At 64.8% G+C, this 20,578-nt stretch carries 17 protein-coding genes; 11 read left to right on the top strand and 6 right to left on the bottom strand.

Annotated elements, in window-relative coordinates; all coding sequences use genetic code 11:
- Positions 1 to 22: 22 nt before the first annotated feature.
- From GUY23_RS16025 to GUY23_RS16010, 4 genes are all read right to left on the bottom strand, one after another.
- Positions 23 to 1,012: a sugar phosphate isomerase/epimerase family protein gene (locus tag GUY23_RS16025; RefSeq protein ID WP_166974128.1), complete on the bottom strand. Its 990-nt coding sequence runs from the start codon at positions 1,010 to 1,012 to the stop codon at positions 23 to 25.
- Entirely contained in the window at positions 1,009 to 2,193 is a 1,185-nt protein-coding gene (locus tag GUY23_RS16020) for a Gfo/Idh/MocA family protein (protein ID WP_166974125.1), read from the bottom strand. The genes GUY23_RS16025 and GUY23_RS16020 overlap by 4 nt, the downstream gene beginning before the upstream one ends.
- 229 nt (positions 2,194 to 2,422) lie before the next feature.
- Positions 2,423 to 3,142 carry a DNA alkylation repair protein gene (locus tag GUY23_RS16015; protein WP_166974122.1) on the bottom strand — a complete coding sequence of 240 codons (720 nt, stop codon included), beginning with the start codon at positions 3,140 to 3,142 and terminating at the stop codon, positions 2,423 to 2,425.
- The gene (locus tag GUY23_RS16010) at positions 3,142 to 4,209 is read right to left on the bottom strand and encodes a LacI family DNA-binding transcriptional regulator (protein ID WP_166974119.1); all 1,068 of its coding nucleotides are present in this window, start codon (positions 4,207 to 4,209) and stop codon (positions 3,142 to 3,144) included. Before GUY23_RS16010 ends, GUY23_RS16015 begins: the two co-directional genes overlap by 1 nt.
- 233 nt (positions 4,210 to 4,442) lie before the next feature.
- Between GUY23_RS16010 and GUY23_RS16005 the strand changes: the two genes are divergently transcribed.
- From GUY23_RS16005 to GUY23_RS15960, 10 genes are all read left to right on the top strand, one after another.
- Positions 4,443 to 5,891, top strand: coding sequence for an aldehyde dehydrogenase family protein (locus tag GUY23_RS16005; RefSeq protein WP_166974116.1), 1,449 nt, complete (start codon positions 4,443 to 4,445; stop codon positions 5,889 to 5,891).
- Between the two features lie 82 nt (positions 5,892 to 5,973).
- On the top strand, positions 5,974 to 7,908 hold the full coding sequence (gene iolD / locus GUY23_RS16000; protein WP_166974113.1) for a 3D-(3,5/4)-trihydroxycyclohexane-1,2-dione acylhydrolase (decyclizing): 1,935 nt from the start codon (positions 5,974 to 5,976) through the stop codon (positions 7,906 to 7,908).
- Complete coding sequence (locus GUY23_RS15995; protein ID WP_166974110.1) at positions 7,896 to 8,684, top strand: HpcH/HpaI aldolase family protein; 789 nt, start codon at positions 7,896 to 7,898, stop codon at positions 8,682 to 8,684. The genes iolD and GUY23_RS15995 overlap by 13 nt, the downstream gene beginning before the upstream one ends.
- A gap of 54 nt (positions 8,685 to 8,738) precedes the next feature.
- Positions 8,739 to 9,989 (top strand): Gfo/Idh/MocA family protein, encoded by a 1,251-nt coding sequence (locus GUY23_RS15990; protein WP_166974107.1) that lies wholly within the window; start codon positions 8,739 to 8,741, stop codon positions 9,987 to 9,989.
- Positions 9,982 to 10,953 carry an NAD(P)-dependent oxidoreductase gene (locus tag GUY23_RS15985; protein WP_166974105.1) on the top strand — a complete coding sequence of 324 codons (972 nt, stop codon included), beginning with the start codon at positions 9,982 to 9,984 and terminating at the stop codon, positions 10,951 to 10,953. The genes GUY23_RS15990 and GUY23_RS15985 overlap by 8 nt, the downstream gene beginning before the upstream one ends.
- Positions 10,950 to 11,837, top strand: a complete 888-nt coding sequence (locus tag GUY23_RS15980; protein ID WP_208085384.1) for a sugar phosphate isomerase/epimerase family protein — start codon at positions 10,950 to 10,952, stop codon at positions 11,835 to 11,837. The genes GUY23_RS15985 and GUY23_RS15980 overlap by 4 nt, the downstream gene beginning before the upstream one ends.
- Positions 11,834 to 12,910, top strand: coding sequence for a Gfo/Idh/MocA family protein (locus tag GUY23_RS15975; RefSeq protein WP_166974102.1), 1,077 nt, complete (start codon positions 11,834 to 11,836; stop codon positions 12,908 to 12,910). Before GUY23_RS15980 ends, GUY23_RS15975 begins: the two co-directional genes overlap by 4 nt.
- A 77-nt stretch (positions 12,911 to 12,987) precedes the next feature.
- The gene (gene iolG, locus GUY23_RS15970) at positions 12,988 to 14,001 is read left to right on the top strand and encodes an inositol 2-dehydrogenase (protein ID WP_166974099.1); all 1,014 of its coding nucleotides are present in this window, start codon (positions 12,988 to 12,990) and stop codon (positions 13,999 to 14,001) included.
- Positions 14,002 to 14,121: 120 nt separating this feature from the next.
- Complete coding sequence (locus GUY23_RS15965; protein WP_166974096.1) at positions 14,122 to 15,543, top strand: sugar porter family MFS transporter; 1,422 nt, start codon at positions 14,122 to 14,124, stop codon at positions 15,541 to 15,543.
- Positions 15,540 to 16,391 carry a sugar phosphate isomerase/epimerase family protein gene (locus GUY23_RS15960; protein ID WP_166974093.1) on the top strand — a complete coding sequence of 284 codons (852 nt, stop codon included), beginning with the start codon at positions 15,540 to 15,542 and terminating at the stop codon, positions 16,389 to 16,391. The genes GUY23_RS15965 and GUY23_RS15960 overlap by 4 nt, the downstream gene beginning before the upstream one ends.
- Before the next feature lie 256 nt (positions 16,392 to 16,647).
- Here the strand turns inward: GUY23_RS15960 and argG are convergent, their stop codons facing one another.
- Positions 16,648 to 18,069 carry an argininosuccinate synthase gene (gene argG / locus GUY23_RS15955; RefSeq protein WP_166974090.1) on the bottom strand — a complete coding sequence of 474 codons (1,422 nt, stop codon included), beginning with the start codon at positions 18,067 to 18,069 and terminating at the stop codon, positions 16,648 to 16,650.
- Positions 18,070 to 18,196: 127 nt separating this feature from the next.
- Here argG and GUY23_RS15950 point away from each other — a divergent pair, with 127 nt between their 5' ends.
- Positions 18,197 to 18,709 (top strand): GNAT family N-acetyltransferase, encoded by a 513-nt coding sequence (locus GUY23_RS15950; protein WP_228282466.1) that lies wholly within the window; start codon positions 18,197 to 18,199, stop codon positions 18,707 to 18,709.
- A 23-nt stretch (positions 18,710 to 18,732) separates the two neighbouring features.
- Here GUY23_RS15950 and GUY23_RS15945 read toward each other — a convergent pair whose 3' ends face one another.
- Positions 18,733 to 20,325: an APC family permease gene (locus tag GUY23_RS15945; RefSeq protein WP_228282464.1), complete on the bottom strand. Its 1,593-nt coding sequence runs from the start codon at positions 20,323 to 20,325 to the stop codon at positions 18,733 to 18,735.
- Positions 20,326 to 20,578 lie beyond the last annotated feature (253 nt).

Here is a 20,578-nt window from a genome sequence, read left to right as displayed (position 1 = left end):
TGTGCGGTAGGCCCGAAAAGCCTCACACGTATCGTGCGGCGGTGAGCAGCACCTCGGCGGCGGTTTCGAGTCCTTCGATCCTGCCGAGGGACTCGTCCTCGTGCTCGATGTGTACGGCCATGTCCGGGTCGACGCGGGCCAGGGCGGCGACGAACCGGTTCCAGAAGTCCTGGTCGTGTCCGCGGCCGAGCGCCACGAAGTCCCAGGCCGAACCCTCGGGCCACTTGTTGATCGCCGCTCCGCCGCGGATGTTCGTGATCCGATCCCCGGTGAAGCGCGTGTGACGATCGTCGAGGACGCCGTGGATCTTCGCCGCCTCGTTGATGCGCACATCCTTGGCGGCAGCGTGGACGACGAGCTCGCCGAGGTGGTCGACCGCGGCGACGGGATCGATGCCCTGCCAGAACAGGTGGGACGGGTCCATCTCGGCGCCGACGTTCGTCGCGCCGATCCGCTCGACGAGGCGTTCGAGGGTGGCCGGGTTGAACACGAGGTTGTGCGGGTGCATCTCGATCGCGATCTTCACATCATTGTCGGCGGCGAGCCTGTCGAGGTCGCGCCAGACAGGAATCGCACGGTCCCACTGGTCCTCGAGGATGTCGAGGTGGGAGGACTCCCAGGGATTGACGATCCAGGTGGGCGTGGGCGCCGAGGAGTTCGCCCCGGGCAGTCCCGACATCGTCACCACGCGGGTCTGCCCGAGCCGGTTCGCGACCTTGATTGCCCGTTCAATGTCGGCAAGCGTCGGCGGACCGATCTCCGGATTCGGGTCGAGAGGATTGCCGTTGGCATTGAGTCCCGCCAACTCGACCCCCGCCTCGGCGAAGGTGCCGAGGTAGTCATCTCGGGCATCGTCAGAGGTGAGGATGTCGTCGATCGTGGGCATGTGGATGGGCGGGAGGAATCCGCCGACGTTGACCTCTGCCGCATCGAGGCCGAGTCCCTTGATCACGGACAGGGCTTCGGGCAGCGGGCGGTCGTGGAGGATGGCCGTGTAGACGCCGTACTTCATGCTCCGACCTCCTTCGCGGTTCCGTTGTCGTTGGCCGAGGCGATGACCGCGTCGCGGACCTCGAGGGCGTGAAGCCCGTCGGAGAATCGGGCACAGCGGGGCAGGGATTCGGCGTCGGGGCGTCCGGCCACCTCGTCGAGGAAGGCGCGGGCCTGGAAGGTGAAGCCGTCGTTCTGACCGACGCCGACTCCGGGGGCGGCCATCGCGAGGCCGTCGGCGATGTAGGGGTGTTCGGGGCCGAGCTGGATCGTCGTCAGCCCGGTTGCGGCGTGGCCGTCGATGCTCTGGTTGAGCACGATCTGACCGGGGAAGCGGAAGTCGAAGCTGGCCGATCCGTTCGCGCAGAAGACCTCGACGCCGAGGCTGTTCGGGTGCCCCGCGGCGATGCGCGAGACCTGGAGGATTCCGGATCCTGTTGCGAATTCGACGCCGAAGCCGGCGTAGTCGTCGTTGCCGACCGGTTCGTATTCGTCGCTGACCTCGACATGGTCGTGGCCGACGACATGGCCCAGCGGCAGCGGACGGGAGGTGATGGCCGTGTGGAAACGGCCGCCGGAGACGGAGCTGATTGGCCCGGCGAGGAATTCGACGGTGTCGGTGAGATGGCTGCCGACATCCGCCAGGGCGCCGCTGCCGAGCTCACCCTTGTAGCGCCAACTCATCGGCGCGGTGGGAGAACATGCGTAGTCCGTCCAGTACCAGGCGTTGATGTGGTGGACTTCGCCGAGGGTGCCGTCGTTGATGAAGTCGCGGATGGCGGCCAGGCCGGGGGCGCGGCGGAAGGTGAAGCCGAGGCGGCCGATCGAGTCGGCGTTTTCGGCTGCGGTGACCATTGCTCGGGCGTCGTCGACCGTGTCGGTCAGCGGCTTCTCGCACAGGACATGCTTTCCTGCCGCGAGCAGGGCTTCGACGATCTCTCGGTGGAGCGAGTTCGCAACGACGACGCTGACGATGTCGATATCGTCGGCCATGGCGATGTCCTGCCAGTTCGTGTCGTGGCGGGAGAAGCCGTACCGGGAGGCGGTCGCGGCGGCGAGGTCGCCGGCGATGTCGCAGACGGAGACGAGTTCGAGGTCCGGCAGTTCGCCGGTGCCGACGGTGGGGGCGGCGCGCCAGGCCGAGGCATGTGCCCGGCCGGCCATTCCGGCGCCGATGACAGCGATTCCGAGGCGCTGCGACATGGTGATTCTCCTTCGAATGCAGGGTGGTGATCGTGCGGGTTCGGGGTTCGACAGTGTGTTGGCGCTGCCGGGCGATCACCACGCTACAGGCATATTTGTCATGTCAAAAGGTGTTTCGAGAATTAATTTGTCAGGACATGAAATTGGTGCGGATGAAATGCCGCGACCCGGCCGTGCCGGCACCCGTGAGGCCGCTCACCGTGCGGCCAGGATCGCCGTGCGCCGTGGATCACCGTGCGGCCAACACTGCGTCCCTCTGTTCTTGCGACAGCGGCTTGACCGCCTCGCGGATCGTCACCCCGGACGCCCGATGAGCCCGAGGAAGAATCCAATCGAAGACCAGATCTGGGCGCTTCTTCGCGGTATCGCGCAGCACCCAGCCGATGGCCTTGCGAATGAAGAATTCCTTCTCCCGGAGCATCTCATCCGCAAATCGCGTGAATCGATCGAAGTCCCCGCGTCCGGTGCGCAGTGGCCGCAGGTGCGCCAGCAGCGCCGAACGGCGGATCCAGAAATCATCGTCGACAGCCCACCGTTCGAGCACCGGATCGAAGCCGGGGTCCCGTTCGCTCAGCGGTCCGACGAGGTCCCCGGCAAGCGGATCGACAAGCGCCCAGGTCCTCGCCTCTCGCAGGAATCCCTCGATGACCTGCGTATCACTGGCGCCGAGGTGGTCCTGCATGTGAATGAGCATCATCGTCGCCGCGAGGCGACGTTCGTGGACGGGATTGTCGCTGGGTTCGGTCCATAGCTGCCTGGCGAGGTCAATGGCCTCGTCATGACGGAGATCCGCCCCGCGCAGAGCGGCCCGGACGACCGAGCGGGTATCCGGAACACTCGCCCCGTAGTGGTCGATCTCGCTTTTGAGGTAGGACTTCTCCTTCTGCGCCCGCTCACGGGTACCGCGCTCGCGCAGCTTCCGGTCGACCACCTCGGCGAGAGGTGACATCAGGGTCCTTCGGCCACACCATCGCCGCGGACTGTGGAGTGCCGCACGACGAGCTTCGGTGTGATGAGATGCTCCTTCGCCGGTTCGTCGGGGTCGGCGAGGATGTCGAAGACGGCTTGAGCGGACAGTCGGCCGATCATCTGGTTCTGCGGATCCACCGACGTCAGCGAGATCCTCTTCAGGGCTGACAAGGGGATGTTGTCGACGCCGACAACCGCCAGATCGTCGGGTACCGCCACTCCTGCGTCGTCGGCCGCAGAGAGGATTCCGATCGCGGAGACGTCGTTGATCGAAACGATCGCGGTCGGTGGGGACGACATGGCGAGCAGCTCCGTGGCAGCGGCATATCCGTCGCTCTCGAAGAAGCCGGCTTCTCGGACGATCGGGGTCAGGCCGCGTGATTCCATCGCTTTTCGATATGCGACCTCTCGGGTCTTCGCGACTGCTCCACCCAAACCTCCGACGAAGGCGATCCGTTCGTGACCGAGCTCGCGCAAGTGATCGATGACGAGGTCCGCGCCCTGGGTGTCATCCATCCGGACCGAGGTGTAGCTGGAATCGCTGCGAGGTTCGGCGCTCGCGTAGACGGTCGGGATCCCGTCAAAGAGGCCCTCGTGTTCGATCACGGTGCCGACGACGATGAGCGCCTTGGGGCGCAGGTCCTGGAGCATGGCGATGACCCGCGAATCGATACGCCCGTACGGCTGTTCCGGATCCTGATCATTGGCGACCGTGGCGCTCGTGATCAGTCCGTATTCGCCTCGTTGATCGAGTTCGATGCGGACAGCGTCAGCGATTTCGGCGAAGATCGGATTGTGGAGGTTGACGACGAGGATGCCGATGAATGGTGATCCTTCCGTCGCCAGGGAGCGGGCGAGGAAATTCGGTTGGTATCCGAGCGTGTGTGCGGTCCTGAGGATCAGCTCACGTCGTTTCTCGCTGACTCGCTGTGGGTCCTTGAACGCGAGTGAGACGAGCGACTTCGACACCCCGGCCGCCGCCGCGACATCACGAATCGTCGGCCTCGATCCCGAGGGCCTCGATTCGTCACCGACAGCTGATCCCATGGCTTCATCTTCACACAGGACGTCGGTCGGCGTGGCCTTCGGACGGAGATCTCGACGTAACTTGCGAAAAGATTCTGAGTCCCTCTTGACTCATGATGCGAATCACACTAAATTCGCACTGATCCCGTTTTGAACCGGTCCAAAAGTTTGGACGAATACGATGAACTCCAAATTTGGACCGGTTCAAAACGGATCATGCAAGCAAGTGAGAACGAATGAATGTGGAGTACGCAATGACGCGCAGTGAGTTGCTCATCGGTGGGGCATGGCAATCCCCTCGTGAAGGAGACGGCCGCCTGAAGGACGTGGTGTCGCCGTTCGACGGTCGCACCGTCGGGCAGGTCGCAATCGCGGGCGCCGCCGACGTCGAGGCGGCCCTCGACTCCGCAACCCACGGCGCAGAGATCTGGCGCAGGACTCCCGCTCACGAGCGCAGCGAGATCCTGCTCCGCGCTGCAGCTCTCGCCGATGAACGCAGCGAGGAGATCGCGCGAGTGATCTCAGCCGAGAACGGCAAGACCCTCAAAGAGGCTCGCGCCGAAGCCGGGCGCTCCGGATCGATCATTCGACTGGCGGCGTTCGAAGGCACCCAGCTCTACGGTCAGACGCTGCCCCTCGATGCGAACCCGGGGACCGGTCTGGACAAGGTCGGGTTCACCCTGCCGCAGCCGGTCGGCGTGGTCGTGGCCATCACCCCCTTCAACTACCCGGCGCTGCTGGTCAACCACAAGATCGCCCCGGCGCTGGCCGCCGGCAACTCCGTCATCCTCAAACCGGCGAGCACCACCCCGCTGACGGCGCTGGCCCTGGCCGAATGCTTCGTCGACGCCGGTCTGCCCGAAGGCGTCCTCTCCATCCTCACCGGTTCGGGAGGTCAGATCGGGGACCGGCTCGCCGCTGACCGGCGCGTCCGTAAGATCTCCTTCACCGGATCCACCTCGGTGGGTGAGCATCTCGCCTCGATCGCCGGAGTGAAGAAGCTGTCCCTGGAACTCGGCTCGTCTGCCCCCGTCGTCATCCTTCCCGACGCCGACATCGACCATGCGGCGAGTGCCGTCGCCGCCGGAGGATATGTGAACGCCGGACAGGTCTGCATCTCGGTGCAGCGAGTCATCGTCCACGAAGGCATCCAGGGAGACTTCCTCGATGCTCTCAAGGCCAAGGTCCGTGAGCACCAGATCGGTGATCCCGCGGACGACGCGACGACGGTCGGCACCCTCATCACGAAGTCCGAAGCCAAACGCGTCGAAGAGTCCATCCGAGAGGCCGTCGGCGCCGGAGCACGCCTCGAACTCGGCGGCGACCGCGACGGCGCGATGATCGAACCCGCTATCCTCAGCGGCGTCGATCCCCAGGCATCGATCGCCCAGGATGAGATCTTCGGACCGGCGGTGGCCGTGTCCACCGCTCCCGACGTGAGGACGGCCATCGAACTGGCGAATTCGACCGACTACGGCCTTGCCGCCGGAATCTTCACAAACAACGTCGACGCCGGCGTCCGGTACATGCGCGAAATCGATGCCGGAAACATCCACATCAACTGGACTCCGCTGTGGCGAGCAGACCTCATGCCCTACGGAGGACTCAAGGCCAGCGGAATCGGCAAGGAGGGCCTGCGGGCCGCCGTCGAGGAGATGACCGAATCGAAGACCGTCGTCATCCATGGGCGTCCCTGGACCTGACGATTCGGCCCAGAACTGACATCGCAACTCAGCTGACACTTCAGCGCAGAAGAGCGCATCCCATCCGTTCGAAGGAGAACCCATGAGCTACGAACCGACCATCCGCCTGACGGTGGCCCAGGCCGTCGTCAAGTTCCTCAGCAGTCAGTACTCGGTCCTCGATGACGACCGCCAGCGGTTCATCCCGGCCGCGGCAGGCATCTTCGGCCACGGCAATGTCGCTGGCTTCAGCCAGGCATTCTCGCAGTACGCCGACGTTCTTCCCTTCATCCAGGGACGCAACGAGCAGGCGTTGGCCCACGCGGGAAGTGCCCTGGGCAAGGCGAGCAATCGGAAGCAGACGCTGGCCGTCACCGCATCCATCGGGCCCGGCGCGATGAACCTCGTCACGGCGGCCGCGCTGGCGACGATCAACCGCCTCCCGCTGTTCCTGCTGCCCGGCGACACCTACGCGACTAAGCGCCAGGGCCCGGTGCTTCAGGAATTGGAGAATCCCCAGGACCCGTCCCTGACAGTCAACGACGCCTTCCGCCCGGTCTCGGCGTTCTTCGACCGGATCACGCGGCCCGAACAGCTCATCACCGCATTGCCCAAGGCCTTCCGCGTACTGGCCAATCCGGCCGAGACCGGTGCCGTCGTCCTCTCGCTGCCACAGGACATCCAGTCGCACGCCTTCGACTTTCCGGTCAGCCTGTTCCGCGACCGCGACTGGACGATCCGACGCACGATCCCCCAGCCGAACGACATCGCCGAGGCGGCCGAGGTGCTCGGATCGGCCGAGAAACCACTCATCATCGCCGGAGGCGGAGTCCACTACTCCGTGGCTCGTGAGGCTCTGGCCGCGTTCGCCGAGGCCACCGGAATCCCCGTCGCTGAGACGTTCGGCGGCAAGGGCGCTGCCCTCAACGACGCAGACTGGGTGCTCGGCGGCATCGGGCTCGAGGGCAACCCCGCGACGAACCGCCTCGTCGCACAGGCCGACGTCATCGTCAGCATCGGCACGCGACTGACGGACTTCGCCACAGGATCGCAGACGATGTTCAAGAATCCGAATGTGCGCTTCGTCTCGATCAACATCGCCGAACTCGATGCGATCAAGCAGGGAGCCGTCGCAGTGCTCTCCGATGCGAAGCTCGGGATCGAGGCGCTCCGCCAGGGCCTCTCCGACTACAGGGTGCCCGACAGTTGGACGAGCGAGATCGCATCAGAGAAGGCCGAATGGGCCCCACAGCGAAACAAGGCGCTCAACCCCGAGACACACTTCGACAAGCAGGCTCCGGAGAATGCCGAACTGGGCATCCCCGACACGGATGCCGTCATCACCCAGGGGCAGCTCATCGGACTGCTCCAGGAACACGCACAACCCGGGGACACCCTCATCGCCGCGGCCGGAGGCCCTCCGGGAGATCTGCTCAAGGTCTGGGACGCCACGGATGACCGTCGCTGCCACCTCGAGTTCGGATTCTCCTGCATGGGATATGAGATCCCCGCCGGCATCGGAGTCCGACTGGCCGATCCGGAGAGCACAGGACGTGTCTCGGTCTTCATCGGAGATGGCACATTCCTCATGAACCCGACGGAGATCCTCACCGCCGCCCAGGAACACCTGGACATCACCTACGTGATCTCGGAGAACCACGGCTTCCAGGTCATCCGCCGACTGCAGATGATGAAGTACGGCGAGCAGTTCGGCAACGACTTCCGATACCGGGGTGACGAGGATGCCGCTCGACTCTCGGGGGACTACCTCCACGTCGACCTCGGCGAGATCGCTTCGGGACTCGGTGCCACGACCATCCGAGCCACCAGCACCGAGGAGGTCCGCTCCGCCCTCAACGAGACCCGCGACGTCCACGGGCCCGTCGCCATCGTCGTGCCGACCATTCCGCTGGTCGACCTGCCGGGTTCGGGCGTCTTCTGGGATGTCGCGCCCGCCGAGGTCGCCGAACAGGATTGGGTCGCCGAGCTGCGCACTGACTACGAACAGGGACTGGAGGACCAGAAATGGCACATCTGAACACCGCGATGACGCCCTTGGACAAGGGTGCCCTGGCGGCACGGATCCGCGCGGGGGAGACGACCATCGGCAGCTTCGCCGGTCTCGGCTCGACCATGGCCATCGAAGTCCTGGCTGCTGCCGGTCTTGATTGGGTCCTCGTCGACCTCGAACACGGCGGTGGACGCGAGGACGCCGTCGGTGACGCCGTCGCCGCGGCCGGCGGGTACGGTGCCGGGACGCTCGTCCGAGTCGAGACCCCTGACCGGATCAGAATCGGCCGAGCGCTCGACGCCGGTGCCGCCGGAGTCATGCTCCCGCGAGTGGACTCCGCCGCCGAGGTGGCCGAGATCATTCCGCACCTGCACTACCCTCCGCTCGGCGACCGGGGAGTAGCCACCTATAACCGCTCCCTTCGCTGGGGTATGGACAAGGCCGGTTTGGAAACCAGCAAAGACGAGGTGATCACCATCGTGCAGATCGAGACGGTAGGTGCCCTCGCCGAGGTGGACGAGATCGCGGCAATCGACGCCGTCGACGTCCTCTTCGTGGGCCCGCTCGACCTGTCGTACGCACTCGGAGTGCCGCTCGACTTCACAGCACCGGTCTTCCGCGACGCCCTCGAGACGGTCGTCGCGGCCGCCCGGAAACACGGGAAGGCAGCAGGCATCCTCAGTGGCGACGCCGGAGTTGCCTCGACCCGAGCCGAACAGGGCTTCACCTTCCTGCCGGTCGGATCGGATTCGACCCTGCTGGCCGACACCGCCACCGCAGTCATCTCCGCCTTGCGCGACTGAGAACACAGAACTTCGCGGAACATCCGCGCAACCATCGACTACTCAAGGAGCACCATGAGCAACAACCCCACGACCATCGGAGTCGGACTCATCAGCGTCGGCTGGATGGGGCAGCTGCACAGCCGCGCCTACACCAACGTGCCCGTCGTCTACCCTGAACTGGGCATCAGGACTCGCCTGGTCATCGCGGCCGACACCAATGACGAGCGCGCCCGATTCGCCGAGGATGTGCTCGGATATGAGAGCTCGACGAGTGACTACAACGATGTCCTCAACCACCCGGATGTCGACGTCGTCTCCGTGTGCGCACCGAACTTCCTCCACGAGGAGATCGGCACCGCCGTCGCCAAGGCCGGTAAGTCCCTGTGGATCGAGAAGCCGGTCGGACGTTCCGCAGAAGAGACTGAATCCGTGGTCAACGCTGCCGACGCCGCCGAGGTCGTCACCGCCGTCGGCTTCAACTACCGCAGCGCCCCGGCCATCGAGTACGCGCGGAAGATCATCGCCGAGGGCAAGCTCGGACGCATCACGAACGTGCGCGGCGCATTCTTCGCCGACTACTCGGCCGAGCCGAACGGTGCTCTGTCGTGGCGTTTCATCCGCGGGCTCGCCGGATCCGGTGTTCTCGGAGATCTCCTCGGACACCTCACCGATCTCGCTCACTACGTCATCGGACCGATCGACAAGGTCACAGGTGTGGCCAACACCGCCTACACCCAACGTCCCAAACTCGAGATGGGAAGCGGCACGCACTTCGACGTCGTCGAAGGCGGAGAGATGGCACCGGTCGAAAACGAGGACTATGCCGGCCTGCTCGTCCACTTCGGCCCCGACGCTCAGGGGGCCGGCGCCGTCGGGACCCTCGAAGCCTCGCGAGTGTGCGTCGGCCCACGCGCGGAGTACTCCCTAGAGGTCTACGGAACCGAAGGGTCACTGCGATGGAACTTCGAGAGGATGAACGAACTCGAACTCGCACTCGGTCACAAAGGCCCTCACGTGGGCTTCACCCGGATCATGGCCAGCTCCGAATTCGGTGACTTCTCGAAATTCCAGCCGGGGGCAGGCACCTCGATGGGCTACGACGACCTCAAGGTCATCGAAGCGAAGAAGTTCCTCCTCGCCCATGTCGGCCAGGAGTCAATCCATGCGGACGTCCACGACGCGCTGGCCGCGAACCGCGTGGTCTATGCGGGTGAGCGAGCCATCGCCACAGAGAGCTGGCAGTCCGTCGAACCGGTCGAAGGGACCTCGGCGTCGACTCGGACCGCTGCCGATTCGACCAGGAAGGAGACCGTCGATGCCTGAGAAGACCATCGTCATCGGTCTCGGACCGGTACCGAAGAAGCTCGTCGAGGGTGAACTCGGGCGCAGTGTCGACTTCGTCGAGACTCCCGGACCCGAGGACTACGCGAAGGCCGAAGGCGCAATCGTCCGCGCCGCCGTCAAGGTCGGTCCGGCAGAACTCGACTCGATGCCCAACCTCAAGGTCATCGCCCGCACCGGTGTCGGTGTCGACGATGTCGATGTCGACGCTGCCACCGAGCGGGAGATTCCCGTCGCGATCACGCCCGGGGTCAACTCGACGGCCGTCGCCGAAGGCGCTTTCGCCCACATGCTGCAACTGGTCAAATCCTTGGGCCCGCTGACCGAGATCGTTCGCTCCGGAGGATGGACCGAGCGCACCAGCGTCCCGGTCGGCGATCTCGACGGAGCGACCCTGGGAATCGTGGGATTCGGCAACATCGGCCGCCGGGTGAAGGCGATCGCCGAGGCCTTCGGAATGACTGTCCTCGCGTACGACCCCCTCGCCGAGGTGCCCCGGGCCAACAGGGCCGAGACGGTCGACGAGATCCTGCGCGCCTCCGACATCGTCACCCTCCATGTCCCGCTGCTCGAGAGCACCCGCCACATGATCGACTCCCGCGCGGTCAAAACGATGAAAGACGGAGCGATCCTCATCAACACCAGCCGTGGTGGACTGATCGACGAAGATGCGGCACTGGCCGGGCTCGAATCGGGCAAGCTCGGGGGAGTCGGCTTGGACTCATTCGAATCCGAGCCGCCGCAGCCGCACCCGCTCTACCAGCACCCGCGCACAGTGCTGAGCCCTCATGTGATGGGACTGAGCGCCAAGGCCAGCCGAGCCACTTTCATCGCCGCCGCCCGTGCCGTGGACGCCGTCCTCAAAGGAGACAGACCTGAAGCTACGGTCAACGAGGTGGACCGAGCGGCCGAGCCGGCAACCGTAGGCAAAGGAGTTGACCAGTGAGCAACACCGTCAAGATCGCCGCAGCCCCCATCTCCTGGGGAGTCTGCGAAGTCCCCGACTGGGGTTTTCAACTGAGCCCTGAACGGGTCCTCACAGAAATGCAGGAACTCGGCTTCGCCGCCACCGAATTCGGCCCCGAAGGATTCCTTCCCGACGACGCAGTGGGCCGCGCAGAGACCCTCGAACGGCACTCCATGCAGGCCGTCGGCGGATTCTACCCAGCCATCATCCACGACCCAGAACACGACCCGCTGCCGGAGCTCGAGCGGGAACTCGAAGCATATGTCGCCGCCGGTGCCGACACCCTCGTCCTGGCGGCAGCGACGGGCGTCGACGGCTACGACGCCAAGCGCCCTGAACTCGATGACGCCGGGTGGAGGACCGTCTACCGCAACATCGACCGCATCCTCGACGCCGCGAAAGCCCAGGGAGTCACCGTCAGCCTGCATTCGCATGTGGGCACCATGGTCGAAACCCAGGACGATGTCGACCACATTCTCAACGGCACCGACGTCGACTTCTGCTTCGACACCGGACACATGTTCATCGGCGGCGTGGACCCGGTCGAATTCGTGCAGAAGCACACGGGACGCATCTCCCATGCGCACCTCAAGGACGTCGCGCTCGACCGAGCTCGTCGTGTCCAGGACGGCGAACAGACATACTACGATGCCGTCGTCGACGGAATGTACCAGCCGCTCGGCCAGGGAGACATCGACATCGAGTCGATCGTCAGCACCCTCATCCGCGCTGGGTACGACGGGTGGTTCACCCTCGAACAGGACACCGTCGTGGCCGAGGAGCCGGCGCCCGGCTCCGGACCGATCGAGCAGGCACGCGCCAGCCTCGACTATCTCACGAAGATCGTCGAGGAGAACCGATGAGCAGAAGGATCGGCGTCGTCGGCCTCGGCCGGATCGGGCGGATGCACGCGCGCAACATCGCGCAGGAACCCGCAGTCGACGAGCTCGTGCTGATCGGCCGCACCGAAGGCAAGCTCGACGCCGCCAAAGCGCAGCTGCAGTCGGAGCTGGCCCCGGAGGCCGGGCCGGACCTTCGAGGAGCTCACGCCCCCGCAGGTCCCGACAACAATCCCGTCATCAGCACTGTGGTGCTCACCGAGGACTGGACCGACGGGCTCGACGGTGTCATCATCGCCAGTTCGACACACACCCACCCCGAGCTCGCCCGGACAGCACTGTCGGCTGGCGTCCCCGTCCTCCTCGAGAAGCCGATCGGACTCAAGCTCGAGGAGACCGCGGCCCTGTCCGCGGAGTTCGAAGCGCTCGACGTACCCATCATGGTTGCCTACCACCGCAGGTACGACGAAGGGTTCCAGAGCCTCAGAGAACGCATCCACGACGGAGCATTGGGAACGATCCGGGTCATCCATTCCGCCGGACATGATCACTTCCATGTCGACCCGGAGTTCATCCCCACCTCGGGCGGAGTATGGCGTGACCTGCTCATTCACGAATTCGACACGATTCCCTGGCTGATGGGAGAGAGCCCGGTGTCGATCTACGCCTCGGGGGCAGTGCTCGACGAACAGGCGTACGCGGACAGCGGCGATCTCGACACGGCCACAGCCGTCATCACGTTCGAATCCGGAGTTCAGGCGCTGATCAGCGGCGCACGCAACATCGCCTCCGGCCAGGACGTCAACACCGTGGTCTACGGCAGCGATGCCGCGTACGCGGCAGGCATCGATTCGAAAACACCGGTGATCTCGACGGAACCCGGCGTATCTCCTCCGGAGTCGACCTACGCTGACTTCGTCGAGCGGTTCGAACCGGCATTCCGCCGCGAGATCCGACACTTCCTGACCGTCATCGACGGCGATGCCGCCTCGTTGACTCTGCCGTCGGACGGCATCGTCGCGGCAAGACTCGCCATCGCCGCCGAAGAATCAGTGCGGCGCGGGGTTCCCGTCCGGCTCGACGATATCGCCTTCTGACCGCGACGCACCGCGCCAAGGACCCCCATCATCCGTTCCACAGTGAACCGTGAACATCGAACGAAGAGAGAATTCCAATGACGAATGAACAGCTGCGCATCGGTCTCATCGGGACCGGCCGCATCGGAAAGGTCCATGCCGCGAACATTGCGGCACTGTCGGAGACGACCCTGACCTGGGTGATCGATCCCTATATCGCCGGGGCAGAGGCGATCGCCGCCGAAAGAGGGGCCCGAGCGACGGCCGATCCGGCAGAGGCCTTCGCCTCCGGTGATCTCGACGCAGTCATCATCGCCTCGCCGACCTCGACCCATGCAGACCTCATCGAGCAGGCCATCGCGGCCGGACTGCCGGTGCTCTGTGAAAAGCCGATCGACCTCGATATCGCCCGTGTCGACAAACTCGCCCCTGTGGTCGAGGGCTCCGGCGTTCCCTTCGCCGTCGGCTTCAACCGCCGATTCGACCGCGACTTCTCCCTCGCTCGAGAACGTCTCATCGCCGGTGAGGTCGGCAACCTCGAACAGCTGTCGATCATCAGTCGTGACCCCGCACCGCCAACGGTCGAGAATCTCAGAACGACCGGAGGTATATTCCGGGACCAGACCATCCACGACTTCGACATGGCGCGCTATTTCGCCCCGGACATCGTCGAGGTCTTCGCGACCGGCTCGCAGCTGTTCGACGACGGTGCCGAACAGACGTCGGACTTCGACACCGCCATGGTGACGATGCGGACCTCGGCGGGAGTTCAGATCTCGATCACGAACTCGCGTCACAGTTCGATCGGCTACGACCAGCGGATCGAGATCTTCGGCGGTGAGGGCATGCTCGAAGTCGGCAATGCGGGCACGAGCCTGGTCAGCTACTCGAATGCGACGGCAGTGAAGACCACAACGCCCTATCAGCACTTCTTCCTTGAGCGCTACTCCGAGGCCTACCTCGAGGAGCTGCGCGAGTTCAGCCGACTCGTCAGAGGGGAGGAATCCCGCTGCTCGACCTTCGCCGACGGTCGTGCGGCGCTGCTGTTGGCCGACGCGGCCGAACTCTCGGCCAGAGAAGGACGAGTCGTTCGCGTCGACCTGGGCCGATGAGCGGCTCGGCGAGCCGTACGGCGACATCAATGACAGTGCAACGAAGCACAACGTGAGGAGACCATCGTGGTTGCCAATCCAACAGAGTCACCGACACTCCGGGACTCAGCATTACCAGACATGCCGAAAACCGGACCGTTCAGGAAGAGGATCGGACTGATCTCGGTCGTCGCCTGTTTCGGCGGCCTTCTATTCGGCTACGACACCGGTGTCATCAACGGAGCACTCCGGCCGATGTCCCAAGAGCTCGGCCTCACTGCAGTCAGCGAAGGAGTGGTGACGAGTTCGCTTGTCTTCGCTGCTGCTGTGGGAGCAGTCACCTGCGGCCAGATCTGCGACATGATCGGCCGCCGACGCACAATCCTCTACCTCGCGCTGTTGTTCTTCCTCGGAACATTGGTCGTCGTGTTCGCGCCGAACGTCACATTGCTGGTGATCGGCCGGATCCTTCTCGGTCTCGCGGTCGGTGGGGCCTCGATCGTCGTGCCGGTGTATCTGTCGGAGCTCGCACCGCACGAGATCCGCGGCTCGATCAGTGGACGCAACGAAGTCGCGATCGTGTCGGGGCAGTTGGCTGCCTTCGTCGTCAACGCCATCATCGGCAACGTGTGGGGACATATCGACGGGATCTGGCGTGTCATGTTCGCCATCTGTGCGATACCGGCCGTCTGTCTGTTCATCGGCATGCTTCGGATGCCCGAATCGCCGAGGTGGCTCGTCGAACATAATCGCCGGGATGAGGCGTTGGCGGTCCTCATGACCGTCCGCACCGAAGAACGGGCGCGCGCCGAACTCGGGGCCGTCGAAGTGGTCGCCGAGGCATCGACCGGCGATCAGCGAGTCGGCTACCGGAAGTTCGTGTTCAACAAATGGCTGGTCCGGATCGTTCTCGTCGGAATGGGGGTTGCGGTCTGTCAGCAGCTCACCGGAATCAACTCGATCATGTACTACGGCCAGGTCGTCCTCATCGAATCCGGCTTCGCGGAGAACGCCGCGCTCATCGCCAATATCGCGCCCGGAGTGGTCGCGGTGCTCGGCGGCTTCTTCGCGCTGTACATGATGGACCGGGTCGATCGGCGCACCACCTTCATCACGGGTCTGTCCCTGACTACGACGTTCCACTTGCTCATCGGACTGTGCTCGAAATTCATGGCCGAGGACAATCCGCTGCGAGCCTGGGTCATCCTCGCTCTCATCGTCGGTTTCGTAGCCTCGATGCAGTCGTTCCTCAATGTCGCCGTGTGGGTCTGGCTTGCAGAGGTGTTCCCGCTGCCGATGCGCGGCGTCGGAATCGGGGTCTCCCAACTGTTCGGTTGGGGGATGAACGGCGTTATCGCCTTGGTGTTCCCGTCTCTGGTTGCAGGAGTCGGCATTTCGGGTGTCTTCTTCATCTTCGCGATCGTCGGAGTGGTGGCCTTGATCTTCATTGCCACGCAGGTGCCCGAGACTCGCGGTATCTCATTGGAGAAGATGGAAGAAGGCGTCGAAACAGGACTGGCCTACAGATTCCGCGAGTGGAGAAGGATGCGTGACGAGCAGTGACCGGGACAGAGCTGATAGCGACCTGTTGGACAAGCGCCGGGGACGCCGCCCCACTGCGGGCGAGCGAACGCAGTCCCTTTGACCCCCTCGACCGGGTGAGAGAGGTCGCGGCCACCGGATGGGCGGGGCTCGGATTCGTCCTCGATGACCTGCGGGCCGTGCGCGAGACTATCGGCTACGACAGGCTTGCCGAAGAGATCGCAGCCGCCGGACTGAGGCATGTCGAAGTTGAACTGTGCTCCGGCTGGTGGAAGGAACCCAGCGCGGGATGGCGCGAACACTGGGAAGAGCTGCTCGAAGCGGCACAGAGACTCGGCGCTGCATTCATCAAGGTTGGCACCGACAGTGCCCCCGCTGTCGAGGATGTCGAGCCTTTCGTCGAACCCCTGCGACATCTGGCGGAGGAGGCGGAGTCCTTTGGCACGAAGGTCGCACTCGAGCCCCTTCCGTTCGGGGAGATCGCCTCGATCCCGCAGGGGGCCGAGCTCATCAGCCTCGTCGACCACCGCGCCGCAGGACTGATCGTCGACTACTGGCACGTCTTCCGTGCGGGCACTTCTTTGAAGGAGCTGGAGGACTGCCTCAGCGTAGACATGGTCTTTGGCGTCGAACTCTGCGATGCCGACGAAACCGCAGTCGGGACATTGTTCGAAGACACCAGGGACAATCGGCGCCTCATCGGTGATGGGCACCAGGATGTCAGCGGTTTCATCGAGGCACTCAAGACCATCGGCTATGACGGCCCTTGGGGTGTCGAGATCCTCTCGGAGGATCACCGGAAGCGGCCCCTGCACGAGGCGCTGGAAGTGGCGCGTCGAACGGCGCTGTCCGCATTCGGTGTTGTCTGAACGAGCAGCGGCGATGACCCTGGTCTGAAAGTCTGCGCCGGTGCGACACGGCCGACGAGCAGTCGAACAGGTCCGAGCCGAAGAAACGGCCGACCGACTGCCCCGGATCGCAATGATCCGTGGGGACGTCGGCCGGCCGGTCTCTGTTCTCAACCGGAGGCCGCGAGTCTCATGCAGCGCGGTGTCTCCGGAAGTTCTGGGGACCTCCGTTTCGGGCTGACCTCAGTCCGTCCGAAACCTGCGTCCGGAGCGGAACTCAGTCCGTGCCGGCGTCGAAGGCAGCGGAGAGTCCTGCAAGGTCGCTGGCCTCGTCCACCTCGGCGTTGGAATTCGCGATCTCCTCAGCTCCTCCGGCTTCCAGCGAACCCACGAGTTCCGAGGTCGGGCCGGAGACGATGCCCATGGCCGCGTACTGTTCGAGGCGGGCGCGCGAGTCGGCGATGTCGAGGTTGCGCATGGTCATCTGGCCGATGCGGTCCTCGGGGCCGAAGGCGGAGTCGCCGACGCGCTCCATCGACAGCTTCTCCGGCTGGTAGGACAGGTTCGGTCCGGTGGTGTTGACGATCGTGTAGTCGTCGCCGCGGCGCAGCCGCAGGGTGACCTCGCCGGTGATCGCCGAGGCGACCCACCGCTGCATGGACTCGCGGAGCATGAGCGACTGCGGGTCGAGCCAGCGTCCCTCGTACATGCGGCGGCCCAGGCGGCGGCCTTCCTCGTGGTAGAGGGCGATGGTGTCCTCGTTGTGGATGGCGTTGAGGAGGCGCTCGTAGGTCACGTGGAGCAGGGCCATGCCCGGGGCCTCGTAGATGCCGCGGGACTTCGCCTCGATGATGCGGTTCTCGATCTGGTCGGAGACGCCGAGGCCGTGGCGGCCGCCGATCTCATTGGCCTTGTAGACCAGTGCGACCGGATCGTCGAACTCTTCGCCGTTGATGGCGACGGGGCGTCCGGCTTCGAAGCGGACGGAGACCTCTTCGGTGGCGACCTCGACGTCATCGCGCCAGGCGGCGACGCCCATGATCGGTTCGACGATGTCGAGGCCGGCATCGAGGAACTCGAGCGTCTTGGCCTCGTGGGTCGCGCCCCAGATGTTGGCGTCCGTGGAGTAGGCCTTCTCGGCCGAGTCGCGGTAAGGGTAGCCGTGTTCGACGAGCCATTCGCTCATCTCCTGCCGACCGCCGAGCTCCTCGACGAAGTCGGAGTCGAGCCACGGCTTGTAGATGCGCAGCTTCGGGTTGGCCATGAGGCCGTAGCGGTAGAAGCGCTCGATGTCGTTGCCCTTATAGGTTGACCCGTCGCCCCAGATGTCGACACCGTCTTCCTTCATCGCCCGCACGAGCATCGTGCCCGTGACCGCGCGGCCCAGGGGAGTGGTGTTGAAGTAGGTCTTGCCACCGGAACGGACGTTGAACGCACCGCACTGCAGGGCGACGAAGCCCTCTTCGACCAGCAGGCGTTTGGCATCGACGAAGCGAGCGATCTCGGCGCCGTATTCCTTGGCGCGAGCGGTCACACCGTCGAGGTCGGGCTCGTCATACTGGCCGATATCGGCCGTGTACGTGCAGGGGACGGCACCCTTGTGGCGCATCCACGCGACTGCGCAGGAGGTGTCCAGTCCGCCGGAGAAGGCGATTCCAACGTGCTCACCGACAGGGAGCGAAGACAGTACTTTCGACATGGCACCAGCGTAACGTCATCGCGCGCTTTCTGTCGAATTGTTATGCATTGCTATGTATTTTTATGTGAACAGATCGAGCGCGGTGCACACGGATATCCCAGGCCCAGCCGCCTGCTACCGTGTGTCCGTGACGAGATCTCCGGAACCAGAACTCATCATCCGCCCCGAAGCGATCGGTGACATCGACGCGATCCGTGCTGTGACGATCGCCGCTTTCGACCGATCAGATGAGGCCGAGATCGTCGCCGCCCTCCGCGGATCCGGCAGCTGGATCGAGGGGCTGTCGTTCGTTGGGCTGCTTGACGGCGAGGTCGTTGCCCATGCCATGCTCTCCCGATGCTTCGTCGACGGCCGGCCCGGAGTCTGTCTCGCGCCGTGTTCGGTGCGTCCCGACTGCCAGCGCGGCGGTACAGGCACCGTCGTCATCGAAGCTCTCCTCGCCGAGGCGGCTCGACGCGGTGAAGCTTTCGCCGTCGTCCTCGGCCACGCGGACTACTATCCGCGCTTCGGATTCACCGCGGCCTCCGGGTACCGCATCACGCTGCACGTCGACGTTCCTGACGAGGCGCTCATGGCCATGCCGCTGGCTGGCGATGTGCCTGCCGGGTCCCTGTGCTTTGCCCCCGAATTCGGTGTCTGAGACTCATGTCCAGGCAGTGCGTCCTACTGCCTCGCCCGGTGCGCCCGGATCGCCTCGGCGACGGCGATGGCATCGCCTTCAGGAGCATCGGACTTCCGGTCCGGATGCGCAGTGAACAGGTAGATGAACCCGACGACCAGGACGACGACGAGGCCGATGAGCACGATCCAATCGGCGAAGAACGATCCGGAGTCACCGGGCAGGGACAGCAGGATCATCGCGAAGATCCCGTAGGCCAGAGCCGCGATGTTGACGACGATGCCCCAGCCGCGAAGCGACCATGGTCCCGCCGGCTTCCAGCCCTTGAAGCGCTGACGCAGCGCTCCGAGGACGACCATCTGGAAGGCGAGGTAGATGCCGAGGATCGCGAACGAGGTCACGGCGACGAGGATCCCGTCGTTGAACCAGATGAGCACGCAGATGAGAGCCGGTGCCGTGCAGGCGACGATGAGCGCATTGCGCGGAACTTTCGTGCCGTCGGTGACCTTTGACAGCCACCGGTGACCGGGCATCATTCCGTCGCGGGCGAAGCTGAAGATCAGTCGCGAGGCCGCGGCCTGGAGGCTGAGCACGCAGGAGATGAACGCTGTGATCGCCACGAGCAGGAAGATCTTCGCCCCGACCGCACCGAGGCTGCCCGCGAGGAGCGACGGAATCGGATCCTCGACCTCACCGGCGACGATCTCGTCGAGGTTCGGGGCGGCGAGCACGTAGCCGCCGAAGGAGAACAGGGCCGAGATCGCTCCGACGAAGATCGTCATGAGCATCGCCTTCGGGATGCCCCGCGCGGGGTTCGAGACCTCCTCGGCGACGTCGCCGCAGGCTTCGAAGCCGTAGAAGAGGAAGAGTCCTGCGACCGCGGCACCCATGAACACGGGCACGTAGCTGCCGTCACCCGCCGTGCCCATGGTGTCGAAGAAGACGGAGAAGCTGTGCTTGCGTTCGAAGATGAGGAGGAACAGGCCGAGCCCGATGACGCCGATGAGCTCGGCGAACAGGCCGATCCGTGCGATCCGAGCCAGCCATTTCGTGCCCGAGAAGTTGATCGCCAAGGCCAGCACGAGGAGGACGAGTCCGAGCACGAGGGTGGTGTTCCGGCTGAGTGCGAGACCGAAGAGGCTCGCGAGGAATCCGGCCCCGAACTCCGCCACCGAGGTGATCGTGACGATGAGCGCGCAGATGTAGACCCATGCCGCCATCCACGCGTACCGCTTGCTCCACAGTCGGCGCGCCCACGGGTAGATGCCGCCGGCGATCGGGAACTGCGAGACCACCTCACCGAAGACGAGGGCGACGAGGAGCTGACCGCACGCGACGATGACGATCCACCAGATCGACGGCGGCCCGCCGGTCGACAGGGCGACGGCCAGCAGTGAGTAGACGCCGACGAGCGGGGAGAGGTAGGTGAAGCCGAGTGCGAAGTTCGCCCAGGGGCTCATCGACCGCTCGAACGAGTCCCCGTATCCGAGGACGGCGAGGTGGTCGGCGTCGGAGAGGTGGTCGCCCGGGGCGCCCGTGGTACGGCCGGTGCCGGTGCGGCCGCCGGCGTTGCGATGGACGCCGGTGGAGCTGTGATCGTCCGAAGGGTGGCGGGCGTCGGAGAGATGATCGGACATGGTGATGTTCCTTCGTATGAATCGTCGTTGATTCCGGTTATGTCGGTCATCGTATCCCCGATTCCCCGGGATGGCGGCGAAGGTGCTCGAAACGCCGAGGCGAAGGTGCTCGAGCGCGTCTGACCGGCCCCGATGCTCGACGGTGAGGCCGATCTCGCCCACGCGGCTGACCGTGATTTCATCCTCGTGGCGGAGGTGCCGGTGGGCCGCCCGTCATAGCGTGGAATGACAGGCGCGGGCCGCTGACGAATCG

The sequence above is a fragment of the Brevibacterium atlanticum genome (genome assembly GCF_011617245.1).
Lineage (GTDB): Bacteria > Actinomycetota > Actinomycetes > Actinomycetales > Brevibacteriaceae > Brevibacterium > Brevibacterium atlanticum.
This window is presented reverse-complemented; position numbering and strand designations above follow the sequence as displayed.

Bases quoted from the DNA above. Each gene is read 5' to 3' on its own strand.
- GUY23_RS16015 (WP_166974122.1), bottom strand. From the start codon at position 3,142: ATGTCACCTCTCGCCGAGGTGGTCGACCGGAAGCTGCGCGAGCGCGGT.
- iolD (WP_166974113.1), top strand. From the start codon at position 5,974: ATGAGCTACGAACCGACCATCCGCCTGACGGTGGCCCAGGCCGTCGTC.
- iolG (WP_166974099.1), top strand. From the start codon at position 12,988: ATGACGAATGAACAGCTGCGCATCGGTCTCATCGGGACCGGCCGCATC.
- GUY23_RS15945 (WP_228282464.1), bottom strand. From the start codon at position 20,325: ATGTCCGATCATCTCTCCGACGCCCGCCACCCTTCGGACGATCACAGC.
- GUY23_RS15985 (WP_166974105.1), top strand. From the start codon at position 9,982: ATGCCTGAGAAGACCATCGTCATCGGTCTCGGACCGGTACCGAAGAAG.
- GUY23_RS15975 (WP_166974102.1), top strand. From the start codon at position 11,834: ATGAGCAGAAGGATCGGCGTCGTCGGCCTCGGCCGGATCGGGCGGATG.
- argG (WP_166974090.1), bottom strand. From the start codon at position 18,069: ATGTCGAAAGTACTGTCTTCGCTCCCTGTCGGTGAGCACGTTGGAATC.
- GUY23_RS16005 (WP_166974116.1), top strand. From the start codon at position 4,443: ATGACGCGCAGTGAGTTGCTCATCGGTGGGGCATGGCAATCCCCTCGT.
- GUY23_RS15995 (WP_166974110.1), top strand. From the start codon at position 7,896: ATGGCACATCTGAACACCGCGATGACGCCCTTGGACAAGGGTGCCCTG.
- GUY23_RS16020 (WP_166974125.1), bottom strand. From the start codon at position 2,193: ATGTCGCAGCGCCTCGGAATCGCTGTCATCGGCGCCGGAATGGCCGGC.
- GUY23_RS15965 (WP_166974096.1), top strand. From the start codon at position 14,122: ATGCCGAAAACCGGACCGTTCAGGAAGAGGATCGGACTGATCTCGGTC.
- GUY23_RS16025 (WP_166974128.1), bottom strand. From the start codon at position 1,012: ATGAAGTACGGCGTCTACACGGCCATCCTCCACGACCGCCCGCTGCCC.
- GUY23_RS15990 (WP_166974107.1), top strand. From the start codon at position 8,739: ATGAGCAACAACCCCACGACCATCGGAGTCGGACTCATCAGCGTCGGC.
- GUY23_RS16010 (WP_166974119.1), bottom strand. From the start codon at position 4,209: ATGGGATCAGCTGTCGGTGACGAATCGAGGCCCTCGGGATCGAGGCCG.